Annotated in this window: 19 protein-coding genes and 1 pseudogene; 9 read left to right on the plus strand and 11 right to left on the minus strand. The window is 56.1% G+C overall.

Translation table 11 applies throughout. The features are described 5' to 3' along the window. Positions 1-27: 27 nt before the first annotated feature. From ACR3EQ_RS11590 to ACR3EQ_RS11635, 10 genes are all read right to left on the minus strand, one after another. On the minus strand, positions 28-1,218 hold the full coding sequence (locus ACR3EQ_RS11590) for a Gfo/Idh/MocA family protein (protein ID WP_170619226.1): 1,191 nt from the start codon (positions 1,216-1,218) through the stop codon (positions 28-30). Next, positions 1,211-1,885, minus strand: a complete 675-nt coding sequence (locus ACR3EQ_RS11595) for a hypothetical protein (protein WP_170612089.1) — start codon at positions 1,883-1,885, stop codon at positions 1,211-1,213. The genes ACR3EQ_RS11590 and ACR3EQ_RS11595 overlap by 8 nt, the downstream gene beginning before the upstream one ends. Further along, positions 1,875-3,065 carry a Gfo/Idh/MocA family protein gene (locus tag ACR3EQ_RS11600; RefSeq protein ID WP_480490704.1) on the minus strand — a complete coding sequence of 397 codons (1,191 nt, stop codon included), beginning with the start codon at positions 3,063-3,065 and terminating at the stop codon, positions 1,875-1,877. The genes ACR3EQ_RS11595 and ACR3EQ_RS11600 overlap by 11 nt, the downstream gene beginning before the upstream one ends. After that, complete coding sequence (locus tag ACR3EQ_RS11605; protein ID WP_480490706.1) at positions 3,052-3,867, minus strand: citryl-CoA lyase; 816 nt, start codon at positions 3,865-3,867, stop codon at positions 3,052-3,054. Before ACR3EQ_RS11605 ends, ACR3EQ_RS11600 begins: the two co-directional genes overlap by 14 nt. Continuing rightward, complete coding sequence (locus tag ACR3EQ_RS11610) at positions 3,864-4,736, minus strand: shikimate dehydrogenase (RefSeq protein ID WP_170602879.1); 873 nt, start codon at positions 4,734-4,736, stop codon at positions 3,864-3,866. The genes ACR3EQ_RS11605 and ACR3EQ_RS11610 overlap by 4 nt, the downstream gene beginning before the upstream one ends. A 1-nt stretch (position 4,737) precedes the next feature. Beyond that, positions 4,738-6,624, minus strand: a complete 1,887-nt coding sequence (locus ACR3EQ_RS11615) for a bifunctional sugar phosphate isomerase/epimerase/4-hydroxyphenylpyruvate dioxygenase family protein (protein WP_480490707.1) — start codon at positions 6,622-6,624, stop codon at positions 4,738-4,740. Further along, positions 6,624-7,919, minus strand: coding sequence for a TRAP transporter large permease (locus ACR3EQ_RS11620; RefSeq protein WP_170612097.1), 1,296 nt, complete (start codon positions 7,917-7,919; stop codon positions 6,624-6,626). Before ACR3EQ_RS11620 ends, ACR3EQ_RS11615 begins: the two co-directional genes overlap by 1 nt. After that, entirely contained in the window at positions 7,916-8,491 is a 576-nt protein-coding gene (locus tag ACR3EQ_RS11625; protein ID WP_170429693.1) for a TRAP transporter small permease, read from the minus strand. The genes ACR3EQ_RS11620 and ACR3EQ_RS11625 overlap by 4 nt, the downstream gene beginning before the upstream one ends. Positions 8,492-8,521: 30 nt before the next feature. Continuing rightward, the gene (locus ACR3EQ_RS11630; protein WP_170612099.1) at positions 8,522-9,532 is read right to left on the minus strand and encodes a sialic acid TRAP transporter substrate-binding protein SiaP; all 1,011 of its coding nucleotides are present in this window, start codon (positions 9,530-9,532) and stop codon (positions 8,522-8,524) included. Between the two features lie 100 nt (positions 9,533-9,632). Further along, positions 9,633-10,715, minus strand: a complete 1,083-nt coding sequence (locus tag ACR3EQ_RS11635) for a Gfo/Idh/MocA family protein (protein WP_170612101.1) — start codon at positions 10,713-10,715, stop codon at positions 9,633-9,635. 208 nt (positions 10,716-10,923) lie between these two features. Between ACR3EQ_RS11635 and ACR3EQ_RS11640 the strand changes: the two genes are divergently transcribed. The 8 genes and pseudogenes from ACR3EQ_RS11640 to ACR3EQ_RS11675 all read left to right on the plus strand — a co-directional run bounded on the left by ACR3EQ_RS11640 (position 10,924) and on the right by ACR3EQ_RS11675 (position 21,601). After that, on the plus strand, positions 10,924-11,577 hold the full coding sequence (locus ACR3EQ_RS11640; RefSeq protein ID WP_170612103.1) for a GntR family transcriptional regulator: 654 nt from the start codon (positions 10,924-10,926) through the stop codon (positions 11,575-11,577). A gap of 909 nt (positions 11,578-12,486) precedes the next feature. After that, a pseudogene (locus tag ACR3EQ_RS11645) lies at positions 12,487-12,654 on the plus strand (DeoR family transcriptional regulator); the annotation flags it as partial. 27 nt (positions 12,655-12,681) lie between these two features. After that, positions 12,682-13,242, plus strand: a complete 561-nt coding sequence (locus tag ACR3EQ_RS11650; RefSeq protein WP_480491771.1) for a DeoR/GlpR family DNA-binding transcription regulator — start codon at positions 12,682-12,684, stop codon at positions 13,240-13,242. Between the two features lie 86 nt (positions 13,243-13,328). Then, positions 13,329-15,791 (plus strand): GcvT family protein, encoded by a 2,463-nt coding sequence (locus ACR3EQ_RS11655; RefSeq protein WP_170612107.1) that lies wholly within the window; start codon positions 13,329-13,331, stop codon positions 15,789-15,791. Positions 15,792-16,058: 267 nt separating this feature from the next. Next, the gene (locus ACR3EQ_RS11660; RefSeq protein ID WP_170612109.1) at positions 16,059-16,898 is read left to right on the plus strand and encodes a DMT family transporter; all 840 of its coding nucleotides are present in this window, start codon (positions 16,059-16,061) and stop codon (positions 16,896-16,898) included. A gap of 399 nt (positions 16,899-17,297) precedes the next feature. Then, positions 17,298-18,317 carry a putative 2-aminoethylphosphonate ABC transporter substrate-binding protein gene (locus ACR3EQ_RS11665; RefSeq protein WP_170612111.1) on the plus strand — a complete coding sequence of 340 codons (1,020 nt, stop codon included), beginning with the start codon at positions 17,298-17,300 and terminating at the stop codon, positions 18,315-18,317. Between the two features lie 132 nt (positions 18,318-18,449). Next, positions 18,450-19,583: a putative 2-aminoethylphosphonate ABC transporter ATP-binding protein gene (locus ACR3EQ_RS11670; protein ID WP_480490710.1), complete on the plus strand. Its 1,134-nt coding sequence runs from the start codon at positions 18,450-18,452 to the stop codon at positions 19,581-19,583. Beyond that, the gene (locus ACR3EQ_RS11675) at positions 19,580-21,601 is read left to right on the plus strand and encodes a putative 2-aminoethylphosphonate ABC transporter permease subunit (RefSeq protein WP_170612112.1); all 2,022 of its coding nucleotides are present in this window, start codon (positions 19,580-19,582) and stop codon (positions 21,599-21,601) included. The genes ACR3EQ_RS11670 and ACR3EQ_RS11675 overlap by 4 nt, the downstream gene beginning before the upstream one ends. Positions 21,602-21,629: 28 nt before the next feature. On the opposite strand, the gene ACR3EQ_RS11680 is transcribed toward ACR3EQ_RS11675, so the two are convergent. Then, positions 21,630-22,514 carry a LysR substrate-binding domain-containing protein gene (locus tag ACR3EQ_RS11680; RefSeq protein WP_480490712.1) on the minus strand — a complete coding sequence of 295 codons (885 nt, stop codon included), beginning with the start codon at positions 22,512-22,514 and terminating at the stop codon, positions 21,630-21,632. A 120-nt stretch (positions 22,515-22,634) separates the two neighbouring features. On the opposite strand from ACR3EQ_RS11680, the gene ACR3EQ_RS11685 reads away from it, so the two are divergent. Then, entirely contained in the window at positions 22,635-23,822 is a 1,188-nt protein-coding gene (locus tag ACR3EQ_RS11685) for a 2-aminoethylphosphonate--pyruvate transaminase (protein WP_170612116.1), read from the plus strand. Positions 23,823-23,824: the final 2 nt, after the last annotated feature.

Raw genomic sequence — 23,824 nt, forward strand, 5'->3', positions numbered from 1 at the left:
GTGTTTTTCAATCGTGTTGGCAGAGCCTTAGAGAGTGACCCAGTCCCCTCCAGACTGGTGAGAGCGCACGGAGGCATCAATGAATCGGACACCGTCTGCGCCTTGATTGACACTGGGATAGGTCAGCCAATCGGCCGGAATCGCGACGCCATCCCGGCGCGCGGCTACGGCCATGGCAAATTCCGTATAGAGGTTGGCCCAGGCTTCGATAATCCCTTCGGGGAAGCCGCGCGCGGTACGGATCAGACGTTCTGCGCCGGGGCCGATGCCATGCCCGTGACCTCGGCTTATGATATTATCCGGTTCACCAAACCGATTGAACTTCAGCTGCTCCGAATTCTCTAAATCCCACTCGAGGCCGCCTTCGCTCCCAAATATCCGCAACCTCAACCCACCCCGATTTCCCGGGGCAAGGCGTGTTGCCATCAAGGTTCCCGGAATTTCATTTTGGTAGCGGGTGAACATGAATACCGTGTCTTCCAAAGGCTTTGGCGCGCCGCAAACATGGAACTCGGCCCTCAGGTCGGTCAAGGGCAGACCCGAGACAAAGCTGGCGAGATGCGCGGCATGGGTGCCGATATCGCCGACACAGCTGGTTGGACCAGAAATCTTTGGGTCCAGCCGCCATTTGACGTGGGGCGCATCAGCAACATCATCAGGCGTCATCCAGTCTTGCATGAACTCGACGTGGATTTGGTTGATTTTACCGATGCCGCCTTCCGCCACGATTTGTTTGGCCTGACGGATTACTGGAAAACACGACATCGCATAGCCGACAGCAAAGATGTGTCCCGTGCGCGCGGTAATCTCCTCAAGCCCCTCGGCCTCGTCGACTTCGTTGGTCAGCGGCTTGTCGCACAGCACGTCAATACCCGCCTCCAGAAACGCTTTGGCCGCTTCGAAATGAACGTGGTTCGGGGTAGTGATCATTACGGCATCCACGCCATCCAGGCGCGCCGCCTCGGCCTTTGCCATCTCGGCGAATGACGCATAGCACCGGTCGGCCGGCAGAAACCACTCGACCCCACGCGCCTTGCTGCGCGCAGCGTCAGAACTGAGCGCGCCAGCGACGACCTCCCACAGGTCGGTCATCCGCGCAGCCGTTGCTTGCGTGACGGAGATCCGTCCTCCGCCAACAACACCCAGCCGCAAACGGCGAGACAACCGAGGGAAAGGGCGGTCGAAGTTCAGGTCTTGGGGTAAAAGTCTCTCAGCCATTCTGAATCTCCATTTCCGAGACCCGTACGCCTTTCGGCAGCATTTCCACCGCCATGAAAATGCTGGGGGTAATCGTCTCGTATTGATGCCAAGGATAGTTGCCTTCGGCGTCATACATCGGTTTGTGCGTCGTGCCAGGGGCCATGAATTCTTCGAGGTAAAGGGTTTCAACATCCCGCTCACGGCATTGCTGCATTTTGCCAAAGCCTACGATTTGCGTATGCACTTCGCGAAACCCCGGTACCGGGCAGAACGGATGATCCTTGTGCAATCCGACATTCAATGGGACCGAACCTGAATGGTACATGGTCAGTCCAACGTTACCCACGAAGACCTTTGGCGACATGTAGTGGCTGACACCGCGCAGACGCTCCTCTTGGCGAACGTCAAATGCAGATGGCCATGTATCTTTCACCCATGCGAACAACTCGTTCTCATCGGCATGGGCGTCGAACCCGTGGACAATTACTGCGCGTTCCACACCTTTGAGTGAGCTATCTTGCACGATAACAGAGGAAAGCGGTGCAATGGTCTGATCCTCGACAGAGAGATTTCGCCCCCCAAGGTTAAGGACGATGGCGCGACCCTCGATAGAAATTCTGTCTTCACTGGTGATGTGCTGGACGCGAAAGAATGGCTGGGCAAAGTCGAGTGTCTCAATCGGCATGAACCAACTCCTTCCTCTCATTCAATAGGAAATCGACCGGCAGAGGCTCCGGAACCGCGCAACGGCTTTCTATCGTCTGATAGGCGCCAAATTTCGGTGCCCGTTCGATCGCGTCCATGATCTCGAAAGCGTGGTAGGCGAGCGCTCCACTTGCACGGGGTTGGCGTCCATCTTGCGCCGCCAGGGCCAGATCCAAAAGGCCGAGACCACGGCTGTCCTCATTGAACCCATGTTTGTTGTCGACCACCTGCCAGCCTTCGCGACCGGTTGGGCGCGGCTGATGAGACCAGCGCGAGGTCTCCCGCGTTTTCAGCCAGACATCCCCTTGAAAGATATTGGCACCATGAACCGGGTCAGGGTCTGGGATGCTGATGGTGCCGTTTTCACCGTAGATCTCGAACCGCGGAGTTTCGCTGTCCCAGACGTCGAAGCTCATGGTCATCGACCCTATAGCGCCGGAAGAGAACTGCAGCAGGCTTAGAGAGTGCGTGTCGACCTCGACATCTATCCATTCGCCGCTGCGAGGGCCGTTTTCGATCATCCGCTGGTCAAATGTCCGCCGCGCCATTCCGGCGACACGGTCAATTGGTCCAAGACAGCAGATCATGGCGGTCAGGTAGTATGGCCCAAGGTCCAGCAAGGGCCCGCCACCGGCCTGGTAGTAGAAATCCGGGTTGGGATGGTGGCGTTCTGTCCCGTGGGTACCAACATGGGCAAAAACCCCTGTCGGTTTGCCAATGGCACCCTCGTCGATCAAGCGCCGAACGGTTTGCCAACGACCGCCCAGAAACGTGTCGGGGGCGCAACCGACCAGTAGCCCCTTTTCAGAGGCCATGTGCAGAATCGCCTTGCCATCCGTTCGGTTCATGACCAGTGGCTTTTCGGAATAAACGTGCTTGCCCGCCTCCAACGCACGCAAGCTGATTTCGGCATGCGCCGCCGGAATTGTCAGATTCAGAACGCAGTCAATCGTCGGATCGTCAATCACTTCATCTGGCGTGCAGGCCTTGGCGATGCCGTATTGATCCGCTTTGGCTCGGCTTTCCAAAGGGTCGAGGCTTGCACAAGCCACGACCTTGACGTTTGAGAATTTGGATAGTGTTTTTAGATAGATATCGCTGATACGACCACAGCCGATAAGGCCGACCCGGAAGGATTTCGATGTCTCACGTGTCATCATTCCTGTCTTCGTAGAGGGGTAAGTAATTCGGGGGCATCGGCCCTTTGTTGCGGCCACCCTGGTTCATCTGTTCCCAAGCGTGGGCGAGTATTCCGACCGAGCGGGACAGGCAGAACAGCCCTCGCGACAAGGGCGCAGGAAAGCCAAGTTCGCAGAAGATCACAGCTGTCGCGCCGTCAATATTCATGGCAATTGGCCGACCGCCGCGTTGACGACCGAGTTCGGCTTGAACCTCTTCTCCGATATCGGCAAACCGGCCAGAAACTGTGCCTTCTGCCGCCGCATCTCGAACAAGTTGCATCAATCGGGGTGCGCGTGGATCGACAGGTTTGTGAAACCTGTGACCAAAGCCCGATACGATTTTGCCGTAGGTCTCGCGCCAATTGCCCAAGCCATCCCGAACAGCGTCATTCAGCGAAGCTCCCGCTTCCATGCGGATTGCGATATCATAGTACAGCTCTGCACACTGCTCTCCTGCCCCGCCGTGCACGTCGCCCAGCATGTTCACCGCAGTCGCCATCGCATTATTGAGACCTACCCCGCAGGTGGCAGCCATACGCGCAGCCGCGATCGAGGGGGCCTGCGGACCGTGATCCACGCCTGCGACCAAAGCAGCCTCGAACAGGCGCGCCTGTGCGTCGCTCGGCAGATCGCCCCGCACCATCAGCCAGATCATCTGCGGGAAAGATACGTTCCCGATCAAGTCCTCTATGGCGTTGCCACGAAAAGCGATCTGACCGGGCTTCATGTCGATGATGGAGGTACGCCACCATTGGCGGATAGCTTGCTCGTCGTTTGTCATACCGTTGCACCTCTAAACTCGCGCATGCGCTGCTGACGAAGTGAATCGAAAACGCTTTGAAGACGACTGATTGAGGCGGTGCAGCCGGTGAAGATTTCAAAAGACGCTGCAGCCTGATGAACTGCCATTCCAGCACCATTCATCACTTTTAACCCAGTTGTGCGGGCGCTTCTCAGAAGGTGTGTCTCGAGCGGGAAATATACTATATCTGCCACCCAAGCATCCGGCCGCAACAATGATGGATCAATCACCGACCCGGGGTACTTATCCATCCCGAGCGGTGTTGCATTGACCACTCCGTCCACAAATTTGACCCGTTCCAACGAAATCGAGGGGGAACCCTGAAGCTTTGCACAAGGGCGCAAGACCTTTAGTCGACTGACCAGCGCCTGCGCTCGGTGGAAGTCAGGATCGATGATCTCCAGGTTTCGAACACCTGAATCAAGCAAAGCCAAAGAGACTGCACTGCCCGCGCCTCCAGCACCAAACATGAGAACCGTTTCAGTCTTCGATGATCCCAAAAAATCTCCGAAGGCACTGTGGAAACCTATGTAGTCGGTGTTGTGGCCAACCATTCGGTCGTCACAAAAAACCACCGCGTTTACAGCTTGAAGCTCCTCAGCGGTTTTGGAAAGCTCATCGAGATGATCAATGACTGATGCTTTGTAGGGGTGTGTCACGTTGACCGCCGCACAGCCTAATTCAACTGAATAATGCAATAAATCAGCGACCGACATTCCACGAAATGGCTCTTTTGCCGTGTCGATCCTACCGTAGCTCAGATCGATACCCTGCGCCCGGCCCTCCGCCTCGTGCATCTCAGGCGTCATGGAGCCAGAAATCCCTTGTCCGATTAGTGCGGCCTTCATATTAGGTTGTTCCTTCCGCCACGTGGTGTCGCGTTTGCGCCGCTAATCGAAACGCAGCGTTACGCGCGCCATAGCCGGCGTAACCAGTTCGGCGCTCAACAATTTCAAAGAAAAAGCCGTTAAAGATGGGGCGACTGTAGATCTGAAAATACTCGGCACCCGCCGCCTGGTCGTAGAGTATGTTATCCCTGCGCATTTGGGCGATCAGGTCTTCACTTAACCCGAATGTCGCTTGCAGATCAGCGTAGTAGTTTTCTGGGATGGACAGACTGGGAAAGCCGGACTTCCGCAATTGGGCCGAGGTTTCAAATATGTCGTCCGACTGGAACGCGATGTGCTGAACACCGGCGCCAAAACCGCCTTCAAGGAATGAAGCCGCCAGTGTTCGACGCCCAACTGCTCCATTCAGGTTTAATCGCACTTCGCCCTCGGGGCTTTCGATGGCTTGGCTTTGCACAACACCCGACGGGTCGGCAACGTTCACGATCGGGGATTTTGCCATCTCAAAAGTCGAAATGTGATAGAGCAGCCAGCTTTGCATCTCATCGTTACGCATCGTCTGTGCCAGATGGTCGATGCGGCGCAGACCGGCGGGCTGGATCGCTTTGGTCTTGGCGACTGGCTCGAACTCGATGTCCCAAACCCGATGCAGATCGGATTTCTCATCTATGAAATGGACAACATTGCCACCGACACCTCGGATGGCCGGGATGTCCAGTTCCCCGGTCCCTACCGGCTGTGAGAAATTCGGCGCGCCCAACGCGGTCGCTCGCTGAACCGTCTGATCCGCATCTTTGACACGCAACCCCATATCACAAACGGAGGGGCCGTGACCCAGAAACGCCGAATGGGCAAATCCTTCCTTTTCGGTATTCACGACGATGTTTATCGCGCCCTGCCGCCATAGCTCGACGGACTTGCTTACGTGTTTTCGCTCCATTCGAAAACACATTGCTGACAGCATATCTGCCAGCTGCGCACCGCTTGTTTCGTCGGCTGTGAATTCGACGAATTCGAAGCCTGACGCATAGACGCGTTCCGGCAGGTCCGGGATGCCGAAATCGGTTCCCGGCTCGGTCCGGGATACCTCATCCAGGAGGTTCACCAGCGACCTGTAGCTGTCTCGGGCCAGTGTTCGGCCACCGGGTTGAGGAGCTGCTTCGTTGACACGTGCAACCGACCAAGGCCCTTTGTATCTGGCGCGGGCAAGCACGCGCACAAAGCCCGCAAGGTTCAGCGACCCAAGCCCCGGCAGAAGCCCAAAGTGCCGCTTGAGCCGACGTATATCCATCTCAAGCCGGGGTGCATCGGACAGTTGCACATGGAACAGCCGATCGCCGGGAATGTCCCGAAGGCGGGCTGGTTTGGACCCGTCGGCAAGCGAGAAGAAGGAATTCAAGGCCAACCCAAAATGAGGGCTGTCAATTGCTTCGACGACGCGTAACGCCTGCTCATCCGAGTGAATAAGATCCGACCATGGCAAGCCCATATAGGCCAGACGCATCCCCATTTCTTTAGCGATTTGGGCCGCCTCGCCAAGATCTGCGATTACCTGTTCTTCGGTCGCGGCGACATCGACCTCGAAGGCAGATCCGATAAGCAGCAATTCCGTTCCCAACTCGCTCATCAGGTCGAGTTTGCGCTTCAGTCGATCAAAGGCGCGCTCACGTCCGGCATCGGGCTGGCCTTCAAGGTTATGGAAGGGTTGTAGCAGGCAAATCTTCAGGCCGAAGTCCGATGCAATTTCGCGGACTTGCGATGGCGATCCGTCAAAAGCGGTCAAATCCGGTTCGTGTAATTCGACACCCCCGAATCCCGCGTCAGCGATAGCACTCAGCTTTTCAGCCAGATCACCGGGGATCGACGTTGTCGAAACCGAGAGGCACATTATCCCTGATATCCAAACATACGCGGCAACCACAGGACCAGATCCGGCATCAGCATCATGATCACCAAGGCGAAGATGAGAACCGCGAGGAAGGCCCAGATTTCCGAGATGATTTCGCGCAGCGGAATGTCCGTCACAGCGTTGATCACAAAGAGTAGAATGCCATAGGGAGGCGTGATCAGACCGATCATCGAGTTCACGACGACCAGAACTCCGAAATGCACAAGATCAATCCCGAGCGCTTCGCAGGTCGGAATGAAAAGGGGAACAATCACCAGGATTATCGTTGTTGCGTCTAAAACGCATCCCAGCGCGAGGATCAGCAGGTTTACGAGGATCAGGAACACAATCGGGCTGACATCAGAACCCTCCAGCAGCGCCGAGATAGACTGCGGTATTTGCTCCTGAATAACGATGAAGTTCAGAATGAACGCGCCCCCAATAACCACCCCGACGGCTGCGGAAGAGCGCGCGCTGTCGACGAAGACCTGATAAAGGCCACGGAAGGTCAGCGCGCGGTAGAACAACGCTGCCAGAAGCAGGGCGTAGAATGCAGCGACTGCGGCGGCTTCGGTCGGAGTGGTGACGCCGCCATATATGCCGTACAGCAGGATTGCGGGCATTAGCAGTGCCGGGAACGCGTTGGCGGTTTTAGCCGGCAACTCGCGCAGCGGAACAGGTTCTTCCAATGCAAAGTTCCGCTTTCCGGCCAGATAGTAGTTCATCGCCATAAGAACGACGCCCATGATCAGGCCCGGAAGAATACCGGCCAAGAACAGCGACCCGATGGAGGCTTTTGACACCAGCGCGTACAAAACCATCGGGATCGAGGGCGGAATGATCGGACCGATTGTGGCCGACGCCGCCGTAATTGCGGCTGCGTAGCCTCGGCTGTAGCGGCCATCCTTGGTCATCATCTCAATGATGATCTTGCCGATCCCGGCAGCATCCGCGACGGCCGAACCGGACATGCCGGAGAAAATCAACGACGCAACCACGTTGACGTGCCCGAGGCCGCCCTTGAAACGACCGACAGCTGCAACGCAGAAGTTCAGCAGACGGTCCGTGATCGAACCGGCGTTCATGATATTCGCGGCGACAATGAACAAAGGCACGGCAAGCAGGATCGTGCTTTTGTAGAAGCCTTGCAGGATCTTCTCACCTGCGAGGGCGACGTCCAGTCCGGCCATGCCCAAGTACACTAATGAGGCCAAGAGGATGGAATAGCCGATAGGTGTCCCGATGCCTGCCAGAAGAAAGAGAGCGAGCAGGCAGGAAAGAAGTTCAAAGCTCATTTCTTAACTTCCTCGTCCTCTTCGACGTCGACACGGGGATGGTCGTCAACCACGTTGTACCCAACGACCAGTTCCAACTCTGTCTTTGGCGGGCCATTGCGCATGACGTCGAAGAATAGCCACGCGTAGCGCGCTGCGACGACCAGCATGAATACCGCGTAAATCGAGAATACTGTGCGCAGCGGTATCTTCTCACCGGAGAACGGGTTGCGGACAGTCGATGTCTTGCGGATTTTCATCCAGTCGATGTAGTCCCACGTCGGAAGGAAGCTGTAGAGCATTCCGACCACGATCGCTGCGGCCGCCAGCATCGCAAAGACCTGCCGCACGCGCATCGGCACGGAAAGGTAGATGATGTCGAACTTCACGTGATCCCGTTCGCGCACGATGAAGGCGCAGCTAAAAAAGATCACCCAGACCCACAGAATGCCGATGAGTTCAAGCGTCCATCCGGCGGGGGTAAAGAAGTAGCGCAAGAGTATTTGCAATAGAAAGATCAAGAAGATTGCCGCCAGCATCCCGCCGGCAATCGCTTCGGTCAGTCGGGAGAACCCCTTCATAAAGGCTTTCATTATGGTTCTCCCTCCCTTGTCTTGCCGGGCTCAGTTACCCAGAGCGTTGATCTGATCCAGAACGCCTTCGGGCCATGAGCCTGCGAACTCGCTTTCCAGATACATAGACTGTACCTGATCGCGGAACGCAGCGAGATCGGGTTCATAGATCTCCATCCCCTGCTCTTTCAGGAAACTGACAAGATCCTCTTCTTTCTGAAGCTGCTTCTGACGGCCTGATTCAGCTGCTGCGTCCGCAGCTTCCTGAACCTTGGCTTGCTGTTCCGGTGTCAGCCCGTCCCAAACCTCTTTGCCGATAGCGATATAGTTCAAGTCGACCAAGTGCGATGTCAGGATGATCTGATTGGTCACTTCGTAGAATTTGGCATCAACCACGGTTGGCAATGGGTTGTCCTGACCGTCAACGGCACCGGTCGACAGAGCTGTGTAAACCTCTGAGAACGCCATTGGTGTCGGGGCAGCACCCAGCGCTTTGCCAAGGAACTGCCACGCATCTGTGCCCGGCATCCGCAGGTTCACACCCTCCAGATCAGCCGGGGTGCTGACAGTCAGTTCCTCCTTGGGTTGGCGCAGGTTCACCTGACGACGGCCCAGATACATGACCGACAGCAGTTTGACGCCCAGTTCTTCTTCGGCCTTTTGCTTAAAGGCATCCATCAAGGGATCGTTGAAGACAGCCACCTGATGCGCGGCGTCCTGGTGGACATAGCCTGCTGTAAAGATCGAAAACTCGGGGAAGAACTGTGCCAGTTCCTGCGCCGAGGTGATCGACATTTCCAGGTTGCCCCGGCTGATGGCGTCCAACTCGGTGCCTTGGGCGAAGATTGTGCCGTTATAGCTGGGCTCATACGTCGCAAATTCAGCGACCATGGGTGCGAAAACCTCGGCCATAGCGACCGAGCGCTGGTCGGTCTCCGATCCTGATGTTGCGAGCCGCAGTTGCACTTTGTCTTCCGCCAGCGCACCACTTGTTGCGCTAAACAGAACACCGGTTGCGACCAAGGCTGATACAGCAGCCCGGCGAGTAAGTTTGGTAATCACTTTGCTCCTCCCTGAGACATCATGATGCTTCTTTTTTGCGATTCAGAGTTTTGACCTATTTTGGACATTTTGCAAGATTTTTTACAAAATATCTGATATTTTATATTGCTGTCATATCTACCATTGGTGTTTTTTGTGAGTTTTTGATCCTGACCGTCTCACCTGTTCTGCAGGAATTCTGAATAGCTTCAATAACTTGAAGCGTTCTGAAACCCTCCCATCCAGACACAATCGGTTCTGCTTCGTGTCGAGCTACTTCAACAAAGTGCCTAAGCTGATTGACCAGAGGGTCAGACGCACCCTTTTTCAGCGCGGTTGATGAGATTGGCGTCCACCAGTCCCTTTGCTCACCCTGGTAACTCCACAATCGAAGATCGGGAACGGACAACGAACCATGAGAGCCACCTATCATGTAGCTACTCTCAGTGGTCGACGGATAGATTGGATATTCCTGAGACGTCATCTCCCAGCTCCATGGAGCAACGATGCTGTCGGACACACTTATGGTCCCGATCGCCCCGCTTTCAAACGTCAACAGCGCGCCGGCGACATCTTCGTTGTCGTAACCCCGCTGCGATGAAGCCGACTGAGCCTGAACGGTCACGACTTCTCCGGCCAGGTACCGCAGCAGATCCACATCGTGGACAAGATTGACCGAGATGGGCCCTGCACCGGGTTTCTTTCTCCAGGGCGCAGCATCAAAATACTCGTCTGGCTTATAGAACCAGCAATTCGCATGGACAGCGCGCACATCTCCAATCTTCCCATCGACAATGGCTTCCTTAGCCGACCGGATCAGAGGATTGTGTCGACGATGATGTCCCACCATCAGTGGCACATTGGCCTTCTCCGCTGCTTGAACAAGCTCAAGCGCAGCAGTGGCTTCCACGGCGATCGGTTTTTCGACGAGAACGGGACAACCATGTCGAATACACGTGAGGCCTTGTTCAACATGAAGCGTGGTCGGGGTCGCAAGAACAGCTCCGTCCGGCGTCTGATTTGCAAACATTTCTTTAAGGGTCTCGTAACATGCGACCCCGTGCTCAACGGCGTAAGCACGACCTTCATCGCTGGGGTCGACCACCGCGACGAGATCAACATGGCGCAACGCTCGGATAGCGTCTGCGTGGCGTCGTCCAACAAGACCAATGCCGACAATGGCAATGCGAAAGTTCTTAGACACTTTGTTTCCTTCCGGAGGGTCCGGAAAATCCCGAAACCGATGATTGCGATCAGGCTGCTATGCCCAACTTGGCCACGACCGTATTGGGGTTTTCGCGATTCCGCAATAATGTATGATATTTTTATTTTTACCATACATCAGTTTGGATTGCTGATGTCTCTGAAAAATGCTAATTGAAAGAGGAAACTGATAATATCGGGTGAAACGCATGGCGAAACAGCCGTCTACGATAGGTGCAAGTACCTATCAGCGCATCAAGCGGGACATCATCTTCGGGGAGTTGCAGCCCGGCTCCAAACTGAAGCTGGACGCCTTGAAGGAACGCTACTCGGCAAGCCTTTCGACACTTCGTGAAACGCTGAACAGGCTCGCCAGCGACGGATTTGTCGAAGCTCCTGAGCAACGGGGGTTCCTGGTTACACCGGTCTCCCGTGAAGACCTGATCGAGATATCAGAGCTGCGTGTCCTGTTGGAATGCCACGCGTTGGAGTTATCCATCGAGAATGGTGACACGGATTGGGAGGGGAACCTCGTCGCCGCGCATCATAAGCTTCATTTGATGGAGCAACGGCTTCTCAAAGGAGATGACTCTGAGAAAGAAACCTGGAAGAGGTACGACTCGGAGTTTCATCAAGCAATGATAGCAGCCTGCAACTCCAAGAATCTTCTATCCCTTCACTCAATCATCTATGACAAATATCTTCGTTACCAGATGCTCGTACTGACCTATCGAGGTGAGGTAGCAGCCAAAGAACACAAACACATGTTCGATGCCGCATTGGCCAGAGACGCGAATATGGCCAAGAAGTTGTTGGAAGATCACATCCGAAATGGCCTCGCCCACACGTTGGAGGCTATGTAGGCCATTCCGCCGTGCCGCAATTGCGGCGGCCTCCAACTCGGAGCAACGCGGTGAAGTCCAATATCTTTTGATCGAATTCGCCAGTCAGGGTACCGCTACGACAATTGACCTTTCAGCTTACCCCTCGAAGGTCGCGGCACCCGTATTTTACAGAGTGTTAAAGTGTGGGGTTTGTGTCCAAGACGGACCTCCGCTACCATTAAAATCAATCACTTGCATCAAGGTTGAGCCAGCCCGTCGCTCCGGACCATGATTCCAGGGGGCAAATTGCGTCACAAAACTACGCCGGAATCGGTCAACTCGGGCGCACGGCCGTGCCGCGCGCGCCACCTAGAAATCAAGCTTCTGACACCCGCGCGGTATCCGATCTGAACGACCAAAACTCACTGCTGAGCGAAAACACGCCGCGCTTGTAGCAGCATTCCGCCACGTCAACCACGGCTCTCTTTTTGAAACTCATGAGATGCTTTAAGTCGAGCGGGGCATTTGGGCAGGGCAGAAAAATGAAACTCAGCGCATTAGAAGTTTTTTGTATTGTACTCGCAAGCGTCGTGGCCGGCGCTGGATTTGTTGGAGCAGCGAGCGCATTGATTTCGGGTATTTGAAACACCTGAACAGCACGCTTTCCCTGAATTGAGGAAAGTCAGACCGCCCAATTGCGCACGAAACGTATTGGCGGGGACCGTCCGCTCTTGCGGCCGCGCGGCTGGCTGGGCACTGCTGTGACAGCGAAAGAAAGTTTGGCTTATCGCGACACGTTTCGATGAACAGCAGAGAGCTATCCGGGATCCACGAACGCCGCGCCCCGAAGCCCTTTAACAAATCGCGCAGTCGCTTTTGCAACTCCCGGCTGGATTTTTTTGCGAAATTTGGCATTCTGTAGCCCCATGCGATCATTGAGGGTCTCTCGTGTTGCCATCCGAACGTCATGCAATCATTCTCGAAGAAGTTTCGCGCCAGCCTGCGGTTTCTATTCGTTCTCTGACTGAACGGCTTGGCGTATCACGGGAAACCGTGCGCAAGGATATCGAGCAGTTGGCCCAGGAAAACAAGCTCAACCAGGTGCGTGGCGGGGCAACCAGAGTGCACAGGCATGAACCTCCTATGACTGACCGCACCCAAACCAACCGTGCGGGCAAGGAGCGTATTGGTGCCTATGTCGCCAGCGCGATCCCGGACGGGGCCAGCGTGATCATTGACAATGGGTCGACGACGCTTGCCGCAGCTCAGGCTTTAGCGGCCACCCGCCGTGAATTAACGATATACACAAATGACTTAACAATTGCCTCGGTTCTGACACCTGCAGCGGCGGAGATCACATTGCTGGGCGGACGGCTGGATTTTTCCGAGAATGCAACAATGAGTCTGGATACGCTGGAACACCTTTCCAGATATAACGCGGAATACGCGCTGGTCGGGGTTGGCGGGATCAGCGCGCGGGCCTTGCTCACCTATTTCTCGCTGGAAGGCGCCAACTTGCGCCACATGATGATGGAACGGGCACAGCACCCTTTCCTTTTGGCGGACAGCAGCAAGTTCGGGGTGGTTGGGCAGATCGCCATGAAAGCTTTGCCCTTTGACGTGACCCTTGTTGTTGACGGTGAACTGCCCAAGGACATTTCCGAAGCGCTGGAAACCCACCCAATGGATATTGTGCGGGTATAACGCAAATAAAAGAAAATATTTGCCAAGTTTTGCAAAACATCGATAAGGTGAGTGCTGACCCGATTCCTTCTGCACGGAGCAAGGCAATGGCCAGCACCCAACTTCCGCACAGCGCGCAAACTGTCATTGTGGGAGGTGGTATTGTTGGCTGCTCGGCCGCGTATCACCTGACGAAGATGGGGCATCGTGATGTGGTGCTGTTGGAACAGGGACAGCTGAGCTGCGGCACCACCTGGCACGCGGCGGGTCTGGTCGGTCAGTTGCGCAGCCAGCCTGCCATGACCAATTTGATCCGCTATTCGACCGAACTGTATTCTCAGCTTGAGGCCGAGACCGGGCTGGCCACAGGCTGGATGGAGTGCGGTTCCGTTACCGTGGCACGCACGGAGGACCGCATGACAATGCTGCTGCGTACGGCGGCCGCAGCCCGCGCGCAGGGGGTCGAGGTACAGGTCATCACCCCGCAGGAGGCGCAGGATAAATGGCCTGTGATGCAGGTGGACGACGTCAAGGGTGGGCTGTGGATGCCCGGCGACGGCAAGGCCAACCCGACCGATCTGACACAGTCGCTGGCCAAGGGCGCGCGCGTGGGCGGCGCCAAAGTCATAGAAGGCATCAAGGTGACCGATATTCTGACCAGAGACGGAGCAGTCAGTGGTGTCGTGACCGACCATGGTACCATCGAAGCCGAGATTGTGGTGAACTGCGGCGGTCAGTGGGCGCGCCAACTGGGCAAAATGTGCGGCGTCAACGTACCGCTGCATTCGGCCGAGCATATGTACATCGTGACCGAACAGATCGAAGGCGTGAAGCCTGGCCTGCCGGTGCTGCGCGACCCTGACGGCTATATCTATTTCAAAGAGGAAACCGGCGGTCTGGTGATGGGCGGGTTCGAACCCGAAGCCAAGCCATGGGCAATGGACGGCATCCCCGACAAGTTCTACTTCCAGCTTCTGCCCGATGACTGGGACCAGTTTGAGATTCTGCTAGAAAATGCGCTGATCCGGGTTCCACAGATGGCCGACGCCGGTGTGCGCAAATTCTACAACGGGCCTGAAAGCTTCACCCCCGACAACAACTACCTTCTGGGCGAGGCACCCGAACTGAAGAACTTCTTTGTGGGGGCCGGGTTCAACTCGATGGGAATTGCCAGCGCCGGTGGGGCGGGGCGTGCTTTGGCTGAATGGATTGTCGAGGGGGCTCCGACTTCGGACTTGTTTGCTGTCGATATCCGGCGGTTCGCAAACTTCAACAACAACCCGACGTGGCTGCACGATCGGGTCAAGGAAACGCTGGGGCTTCACTATGCCATGCCCTGGCCCAATCGCGAACTGGACACCGCGCGCCCGTTCCGCCGCTCGGCCCTTTACGACCGCTTGGCGGCAAAAAATGCTGTATTCGGATCAAAGATGGGCTGGGAGCGGGTGAATTTCTTTGCGTCGGAAGGCGAAGCACCCCAGATTCAATACAGTTTTGGCCGCCAGAACTGGCATGACGCAGTTGCGGCCGAGCACAAGAACACCCGCGAGGGCGTGTCGATCTTCGATCAAAGCTCGTTCGCGAAGCTGTTGGTTCAGGGCCGGGATGCCTGTGCACAGTTGAACCGCATTTGCGCGGCAAATGTCGACGTCCCAATCGGAGGCACGGTCTACACCGGTCTGCTGAACGAACGCGGCGGGTACGAATCCGACCTGACAGTGCTGCGCCTGAAAGAGCAGGAGTTCCTTCTGATCACCGGCTCGGCCCAGGCGGTGCATGATGCGGACTGGATTCGCAAGAATTTCGACGCGGATGCCCACGTGTTCCTGACCGATGTCACGGCCGCCTGGTCGGTTATGGCGGTCATGGGGCCGAAAGCCCGCGCGGTTCTGAAGAAACTGACCAAAGCCGACCTGTCCAACGCGGCCTTCCCGTTTGCCACCCATCAGGAAATCGATTTGGGCTATGCCACGGTTCTGGCCAACCGCATGACCTATGTGGGTGAACTGGGCTGGGAACTGCTGGTGCCGGTCGAATTCACCGTTGGCGTATACGAGGACCTGACGCTCGCCGGGGCCGAGTTTGGCGTCCGCGATGCGGGATACTACGCGCTGGAAGGGTTGCGCTTGGAAAAGGGTTTCCGCGCCTGGAGCCGAGAGTTGACGCCCGATATCACACCGTTGCAGGCAGGGTTGAGTTTTGCGGTCGATTTCGAAAAGCCCGGCGGCTTTATCGGAAAAGACGCGCTGCTGGCGGCAAAAGAGGACCCCGATCACCTGAAAACACGCATCGTGCAACTGTTGCTGGATGATGCCTCGGCACAACTGTGGGGTGGTGAGGCCGTGTTGTATGACGGGGTCGAAATCGGCGAGGTCCGCTCGGCCGCTTATGGCCATACGCTGTGCGCGTCCGTTGCACTTTGCCAGCTGGACGCGCCCCGCCCGGTAACGGCCGATTTTATTCGCGACGGGACCTTTGAAATCGACCTTGCCGGAACCCGGTTGTCGGCAACAGCCTATATGCAAGCCCCGTACGATACCAAAAGCGAGCGGCCGAAGGTGGACGGCTAATCTTGGATGACAACCTGCTGAAATGGACCTGGATGAAACACCGTTCGGTTATCGGGCCCGAAGCGAACCAAACCTCCAAATTCGGTTTTCTGCGTTGCGATAGTTTGCCATTGGACCAGCTTGTCCTTGACGAACAGACTTCCGGTTCGGTTCTGTCGGTCGCGTGCCACGCGCTTGCGCTGGCAAACCAAACGCGCGCGCGTATCAGCGCATTGAGGTCGCAGTTCTGATGCACGCCAACAAACCAAACCATTTCATCGGCTCGCAATGACGACCTCGGCGCTTCTTATCGTTTTGACCGCTGCCTTTTTGCATGCGCTCTGGAATGCGGTTGTCAAAGGGGCGCCCGACAAAGCAATCGTTTTGGGGCTGGTATCACTTGGCCACGCAATCCCCGCGCTGTTTGCGTTGCCGTTTTTCGGGTTACCGGTTTGGGCGGCTTTTCCCTTTATCGTTGGCTCGACCCTGATCCACTGGGGGTATTACTGGTTTCTGAACACCGCATATAAACATGGCGACCTGTCGATGGTTTACCCCATCTCTCGCGGGATCACACCTGTTCTGGTCGCGATGGGCGCAATTTTGTTTGCCGGAGAGCTTCTTTCGATGGTCGCATGGGTCGGCATACTCTGCATCTCGGCAGGTATCGGGTGCCTGTCCCTTGCCGGGTTAGGCAGACAAACGAACTGGATCGCCATAGCGGCAGCGCTTGGTACGGGCCTGATGATTGCGTCCTATTCGATTGTGGATGGTATCGGCATTCGGCTGTCCGAGAACGCATTGGGTTACATCGCGGCCTTGTTCGTCGCTGAAATATTTGTTGCCGGTTTTATCTTCACGACCCGATGGCAGCGCCTTGTGGCACTGCCCAGTCGCTTTGTCTGGGCAGGCCTGGCGGGCGGCGTCATTTCCGGCCTGGCCTACGGGCTGGTGCTGTATGCCAAGACGATTGCGCCTTTGGGTGTGGTGTCAGCACTCAGAGAAAGTTCCGTGATCTTTGCGTCGATTATTGGCGTCATGTGGTTTGGCGAAGGGCCCAAATCCAACAGGCTTCTTGCGGCGACAATCGTGGCGCTTGGCATCTTGGTTTTGGCAATGGCGAGATAACGAAATCTAAGGGCAGATTTCGGACGCAGAACCTGGAAACACGCATGAAAGAAGTACTGATCTTCATCATAGATCCGGCTGGATGTCGGACCGCCGCAGGAACAATGCCGATCCCGCCTGTGTTCAGGCTCTGGCCCGCGCCGGGGGCGACAATACTGGACGGCACCAAAAGTATGCAAAATAAGCGGCTTCAAACGGTTAGGCCCTGCCGCTCCGTTGCCGGAATTGATCGCAACCGTCGGCAATCCACAGCTGCTTTTCCATAGGGTGCACTTATGATGTTGAAGATATAATCGATTTTTCTTGAAGTTTTTATCTGTCAAACTGTTGATACAAATCTGAATAGAACGCCGCGCAAGAATGGCGAACCCGTCAAGAAATCACCAACAGAGGATAACAATGAAACACACGACATCATTTCTTGCCGCTCTGGCCGTCAGCGCAATGACCGCGACGGTTGCGGCATCGGAAACAGAATTGACAGTGTACACCGCCGTCGAGGCGGAAGATCTGGCCCGCTATGCCGAGACGTTCAACCAAAGCAATCCTGACATCAAGATCAACTGGGTTCGCGACTCGACCGGGATCATCACCGCCAAACTGCTGGCAGAGCGGGACAACCCCCAGGCAGACGTCGTATGGGGGCTGGCGGCTACGTCGCTGCTACTTCTCAAATCGGAAGGCATGCTGGAACCCTACGCGCCCGCCGGCGTCGAGAACCTGGATCCCAAGTTTGTCGATGGCGACAATCCACCCGCATGGGTTGGCATGGATGCCTGGGTTGCATCCGTATGCTACAACACGGTCGAGGCCGAAAAGGCCGGGCTGAAGCCACCCACCTCGTGGAAAGACCTCACTGACCCGATGTACAAGGATCAGGTTATCATGCCGAACCCGAACTCGTCAGGCACCGGGTTCCTTGACGTTTCAAGCTGGCTGCAAATGTTCGGTGAAGAAGGCGGCTGGGAGTATATGGACGCGCTGCACGAAAATATTGCGCGCTATACGCATTCAGGGTCCAAACCCTGCAAGCTGGCGGCAGCGGGCGAAATCCCGATCGGTATCTCGTTTGCCTTCCGCGGTGCCAAGTCCAAGGCGGATGGCGCACCGCTTGAGATTATCGTCCCGTCCGAAGGCGTAGGCTGGGACATGGAAGCCACCGCAATTGTCGCCGGAACGGCAAATCTGGAAGCCGCTCAGAAACTGGTTGATTTCACAGTCACCAAGGAAGCCAACGAAATGTACAACACCGGCTATGCGGTTGTGGCCTACCCCGGCATCGCAAAACCGGTTGAGCACTTCCCAGAGGGTCTTCTGGATGCCATGATTGACAATGATTTTGAGTTTGCCGCGAATAACCGTGCGGCAATCCTGAAGGAATGGCAGTCTCGCTATGACGGAAAGTCGGAAGCGAAATAAACACGATAGCAGGAGAGGTGCTTTTGCCTCTCCTGCGCGCCCTTCTCCTTATCCCAAAAACATGACCTGCGCACCTGGCAATGCCCAGCCCGGATCAGCCATGCCCGAGGTGCAGATGTGAGGACTTCTCCCGTGCTTCAGAAAACACCTCCCGGTGAACTGTATCTCAGCATCCAGAACTTGTGGAAGGCGTTCGGCAGCTTTCTCGCTCTCAAGGATATTTCGCTGGAAATCAACGATGGCGAATTCGTTTGTTTTCTGGGCCCGTCGGGTTGCGGGAAAACGACCCTGCTCCGCGCTATCGCCGGTCTGGATTTGCAGACCAAGGGGACGGTGATGCAGGACGGCAAGGACGTGTCCAACCTGCCCCCGTCCGAGCGTGATTTCGGGATCGTGTTTCAGTCCTATGCGCTATTTCCGAACCTCACGATTGAAAAGAACATTGCATTTGGTCTGGAAAATTCAGGCCACAGCAAATCTGAAATCGCTGTCCGCGTGAATGAGTTGCTTAATCTCGTCGGCCTGCCGGATCAGGGCAAAAAATATCCGGCACAGTTGTCGGGTGGGCAGCAGCAAAGGATTGCCCTGGCCCGTGCCATCGCAACCAAGCCCGGCCTGCTGCTTCTGGACGAACCCCTTTCGGCGCTTGATGCAAAAGTACGCGTCCATTTGCGTCATGAAATCAAAGAGTTGCAACGCAAGCTGGGCGTGACCACTGTGATGGTGACGCATGACCAGGAAGAGGCGCTGGCCATGGCGGACCGGATCGTGGTCATGAACCATGGGGTGATTGAACAGGTGGGATCGCCCACCGAGATATACCGCCATCCAAGGAACTTGTTTGTCGCCGATTTCATTGGCGAGATGAACCAGCTGTCGGCAGTTGCCGGTGACCCTCAGACGATAGAACTGGGCGGGTCCGTGCTGAAATGCACGCGGCATTCGCATCAGAAAGGAAGCCGCGTCATAGCTGCTGTCCGACCCGATGATGTCATTCCACATGGAGAAGGTGCGCGGTCTCCCGGTGCGCCGGATACAATTACCACCCCGGAAAACGCCTTCGAAGTACTGATCACCGAGATGGAGTTCCTCGGTTCGTTCTGGCGGTGCCGCCTGAGCAATGAGCGGTTCGGCAAATCCGAGCTGATCGCGGATTTCTCGATCAATGCCGTGCGCCGCCTTGAGCTGGAAGAAGGGCGGACGATGATGATCGAGCTTCCCGAAGACCGCCTGATGGCCTTTGACGTACCGGAGACCGGGGCATGAGTACCGCTTCCACCAACAGCAACACTTTGCCCCCCGGCCCAATCATCAAACCCAAGCTCAGCCGCGACGACATCCTGATGCGCGGAAGCATGATGGTTATCGTGCTGTATCTGATCGTGACGCTGGCGCTGCCGCTTTACACGATGCTCTCAAAGTCGTTTTCCACCTATCGGGTGGAACTGTCCCAATACGAGTTTCAGGTCAGCGATGACGCAGGGAGTTTTGATGGAACGATCCTGTCGGGCGATGCGCTGAACCGCGAAACCGGAGCATTTGCCGACACCGATCTTGTGACGGGTTCGGACGGGCGCTTGCCTGTTACGGGTTTCTTCCCAGATTTCAGTTTCCGCAGTCCGGTGATGTATCAGATCCGGAACACGACGGATACCGGTCGGTTCCTGGTGGGATCGACTTTGCAGGAAGGAACCGATTGGGTCGAGCTGGATTCCAATACCTTTCGGCGGGTTCAACTCCGGCCCGTCCAGTCCAGGGGATTGGATAACTTTGTAAACTACTTCTCCACGCCCGCGCTGTTCAATTCGATCAAGAATTCGCTTTGGATTTCGGTTGTCAGCACGATCATCACCGTGACGCTGGCCTTCTGGTTTGCCTACGCGCTCAACCGCAGCTGCATGCGGTTCAAAGGTGTCTTTCGCCTGATCGCAATGGCGCCAATTCTCGTTCCCTCGCTGTTGCCGGGTATCGCCTTGGTATACCTGTTCGGCAATCAGGGCATGATCAAAGAACTGCTGTTCGGCGCCAGCATCTATGGTCCGATCGGCATTGTGATAGGCTCGGTTTTCTTCACCTTTCCGCATGCCTTCCTGATCATCTCAACGGCGCTGGCGATTTCGGATGCGCGGCTGTACGAAGCTGCGGCAAGCCTGCGGTCAACCCCATGGCGCACGTTCTGGACGGTGACCGTTCCGGGCGCCAGGTACGGCCTGATCTCTGCCGCCTTTGTTGTGTTCAATCTGGTAATCACCGATTTCGGCCTGCCCAAAGTCATTGGCGGGCAGTTCAACGTGCTTGCGGTGGACATCTACAAGCAGGTGATCGGCCAGCAGAACTTTGAGATGGGCGCGGTTGTGTCCGTGGTTCTGGTGATCCCGGCGATCCTGGCTTTTGCGATCGACCGCATGGTCCAGTCCAAACAGGTGGCGCTGCTGTCGGCCCGGTCGGTGCCGTATCAGCCAACCCCGAACCCGAAAGCTGATCGCCTGTTTCTGGCCTATTGCAGCGCGGTCGGCCTGTTCATCGTTGGCCTTCTGGCAGTGTGCCAGTTCGCTGCCCTGATCAAGTTCTGGCCCTATGATCTGAGCCTGAGCCTGAGGAACTATCAGTTCGACAAGATGGATGGCGGCGGCTGGGGGTCTTATTTCAATTCGATCCGGCTGGCCCTGCTGACTGCAATTATCGGCACGGCGGTTGTGTTCTTCGGGGCCTACCTGGTTGAGAAATCACAAGGGTTCCGCACCGGCAGATCGATCTTTCAGATGTTCGCGATGTTGCCGATGGCCATTCCGGGCATGGTACTGGGGCTGTCCTACATCTTTTTCTTCAACAACCCGTCAAACCCGCTGAACGGCATCTACGGCACAATGGCGATTTTGGTGATCTGTACGGTGACGCACTTCTACACCGTATCGCACCTGACGGCGGTGACGGCCCTGAAACAAATGGACCGCGAGTTCGAGTCCGTGTCAGCGTCGCTCAAGCAACCGACGATGAAGCTGTTTGCACGGGTGACGGTTCCGGTCTGCCTGCCAGCGGTTCTGGACATATCCATCTATCTGTTTGTCAACGCGATGACGACCGTGTCGGCTGTGGTGTTTCTGTACTCACCCAAGACCACGCTCGCCTCAATCGCTGTCCTGAATATGGATGATGCCGGAGACATCGCACCGGCGGCGGCAATGGGGATGATGATCTTCTATACAAATGCCGCGGCCCGGATCATTCATCAGATAGCGTCCAAAGGCATTCTGAAACGCACTCAAGCCTGGCGAAGTCGCTAGCGGCCATTTTGACACCCTGCCCCGCCAATCAGCTATTGGCGGGGTTTTCTTTCAAAGTCCGCTGCACGAACTCCATGAAAGCGCGGATAATCTTCACCTCGCGGCGTTGCGAAAGCGCAATGATGCTCTCGCCCATTTGCAGATTGATCCCCTGCAACTTGATCTGCCGCAGCCGGTCATCATGCCCGTATTCCGCCTGCGAAACAAAACCGATGCCGGCGCCGGAGGCCACAAGTTCCCGAATTGCTTCACGCCCTTCGGCAACGATCGCCGGTTTAAGCATGATCCCGTGCTTTTTGGCCTCATCTTCCAGTTTCTGGCGCGTTTTTGACCCGGTCTCGCGAAAGATAAGCGGCAGCTTTGACAACTCTTCCAGTGACAGGGTCGGTTTGGACGCCAAAAGCAAACCCTGGGCCGCAAAGGCGACGATCTCGGTGGATCCAAGGCTCAGAATTTCCATGTCCTTGCCCGGCGACAGGCTGCCGACAACGCCGATCTCCGCATTATAGGACCGGAGTTCCTCCAGGATTTCCTCGGTATTGCCCGAGCGCACGGTGATTGTGACGTTCGGATTCTTCTTCTGAAAGGCCCCCAAAAAGGCTGTCAGGTGGTGCGCTGAGTCGGCGATGATGCGCAACTCTCCATCAACCACGGCCTTGGTCTCGGAAAGGTAGTCCTCGATCTGATCTTCGATCTCGAAGTATTGCTTGGTGTATCTGTAAAGCTGCTCTCCTTCATGGGTCAGGGTCACACGTTTCCGTTCGCGCTGGAACAACAACAAATCGTGATCCTGTTCCAGCTTTCGCACCTGCTCGGAAATGGCCGGCTGTGTCAGATACAAGGCTTCTGCTGCACGTGAAAAACCACCGTGTTTAGCCACAAAATGAAAGGCTTTGAGCTGACTGTGCCGCATCGCGTATCCCCGTTTCCCATTACATAGGCTGAGCTTATAATTAGATCGATAATTGCAATTTCACATATAGCAACCGTTGCTGCAATTGTGTTCTTGAAAACGCTTTTCTGGAGCATGGATATGACGCCTTCCAACGCAAAAATCGAACCTCCTCGCCTCGGTGAACCATATCTTCTGACACCCGGTCCTTTGACAACGTCCTATGCTGTAAAAGAAGCCATGTTGAAGGATTGGGGCAGTTGGGATGACGACTTTCGTGCCATGACGCGCGAAGTGCGGTCCAGCCTTCTGGCGTTGCTTGGCGAAGGGGCTGACGACTACGATTGCGTCCCCATGCAGGGTAGCGGTTCGTTCTCGGTCGAGGCGATGCTTGCGTCGTTTATTCCACCCAATGGCAAGGCACTTGTTCTTGCGAATGGCGCCTACGGGCAACGATCTGCGCAGACCCTGGAATATCTGGGGCGCGACCATGTCGTTCTGGACAAGGGGGATTACCTGCCGCCAAGGGGCGAGGAAGTTGCCCGCATTCTTGCCGAGGACCCCGACATCACCCATGTGGTCGCTATTCACTGCGAAACCAGCTCGGGAATTCTGAATCCGGTCGAGGAGATATCCGAAGTCACCTATGCCGCCGGGCGCAAACTTCTGATCGACTCGATGTCGGCGTTTGGCGCGGTGGAACTCAAACCCACCGAAATCCGCTACGAGGCGATGGTGTCTTCGGCCAACAAATGTATCGAAGGCGTGCCCGGTTTCGGCTTCATAGTCGCCCGTAAATCCGAGCTTGAAGCCGCGAAGGGCAACAGCCACTCGTTGTCTCTGGATGTGCACGCACAGTGGGCGCACATGAACAAGACCGGCCAGTGGCGGTTCACACCGCCAACACATGTGGTGGCCGCCTTTATCGAGGCACTCAGGGCACACGCCGCCGAAGGGGGCGTACCCGGCCGTGGCGGGCGTTACACCCGTAATCGCGATGTCATGGTCGCCGGAATGCGAGAGCTGGGCTTTGAAACGTTGCTGGACAATCGCTGGCTCAGCCCAATTATCGTCACCTTTTTCTGTCCCGCGGACGAAAACTTCGTGTTTGATCAGTTCTATAACCTGATGAAATCCAAGGGCTTCATCATCTACCCGGGCAAACTGACGGTGGTCGACAGCTTCCGCGTCGGATGCATCGGCCAAATGGACGAACACGTCATGCGAATGGTCGTGACCGCCGCAAAGGAATCATTGGAGGAGATGGGCGTGACCAACGCGGCACCTCCCCTCCGGGCACTGCAAGAACGCGCCAAACTGGCTGCCTAACT

The organism is Ruegeria sp. AN11 (assembly GCF_056536005.1).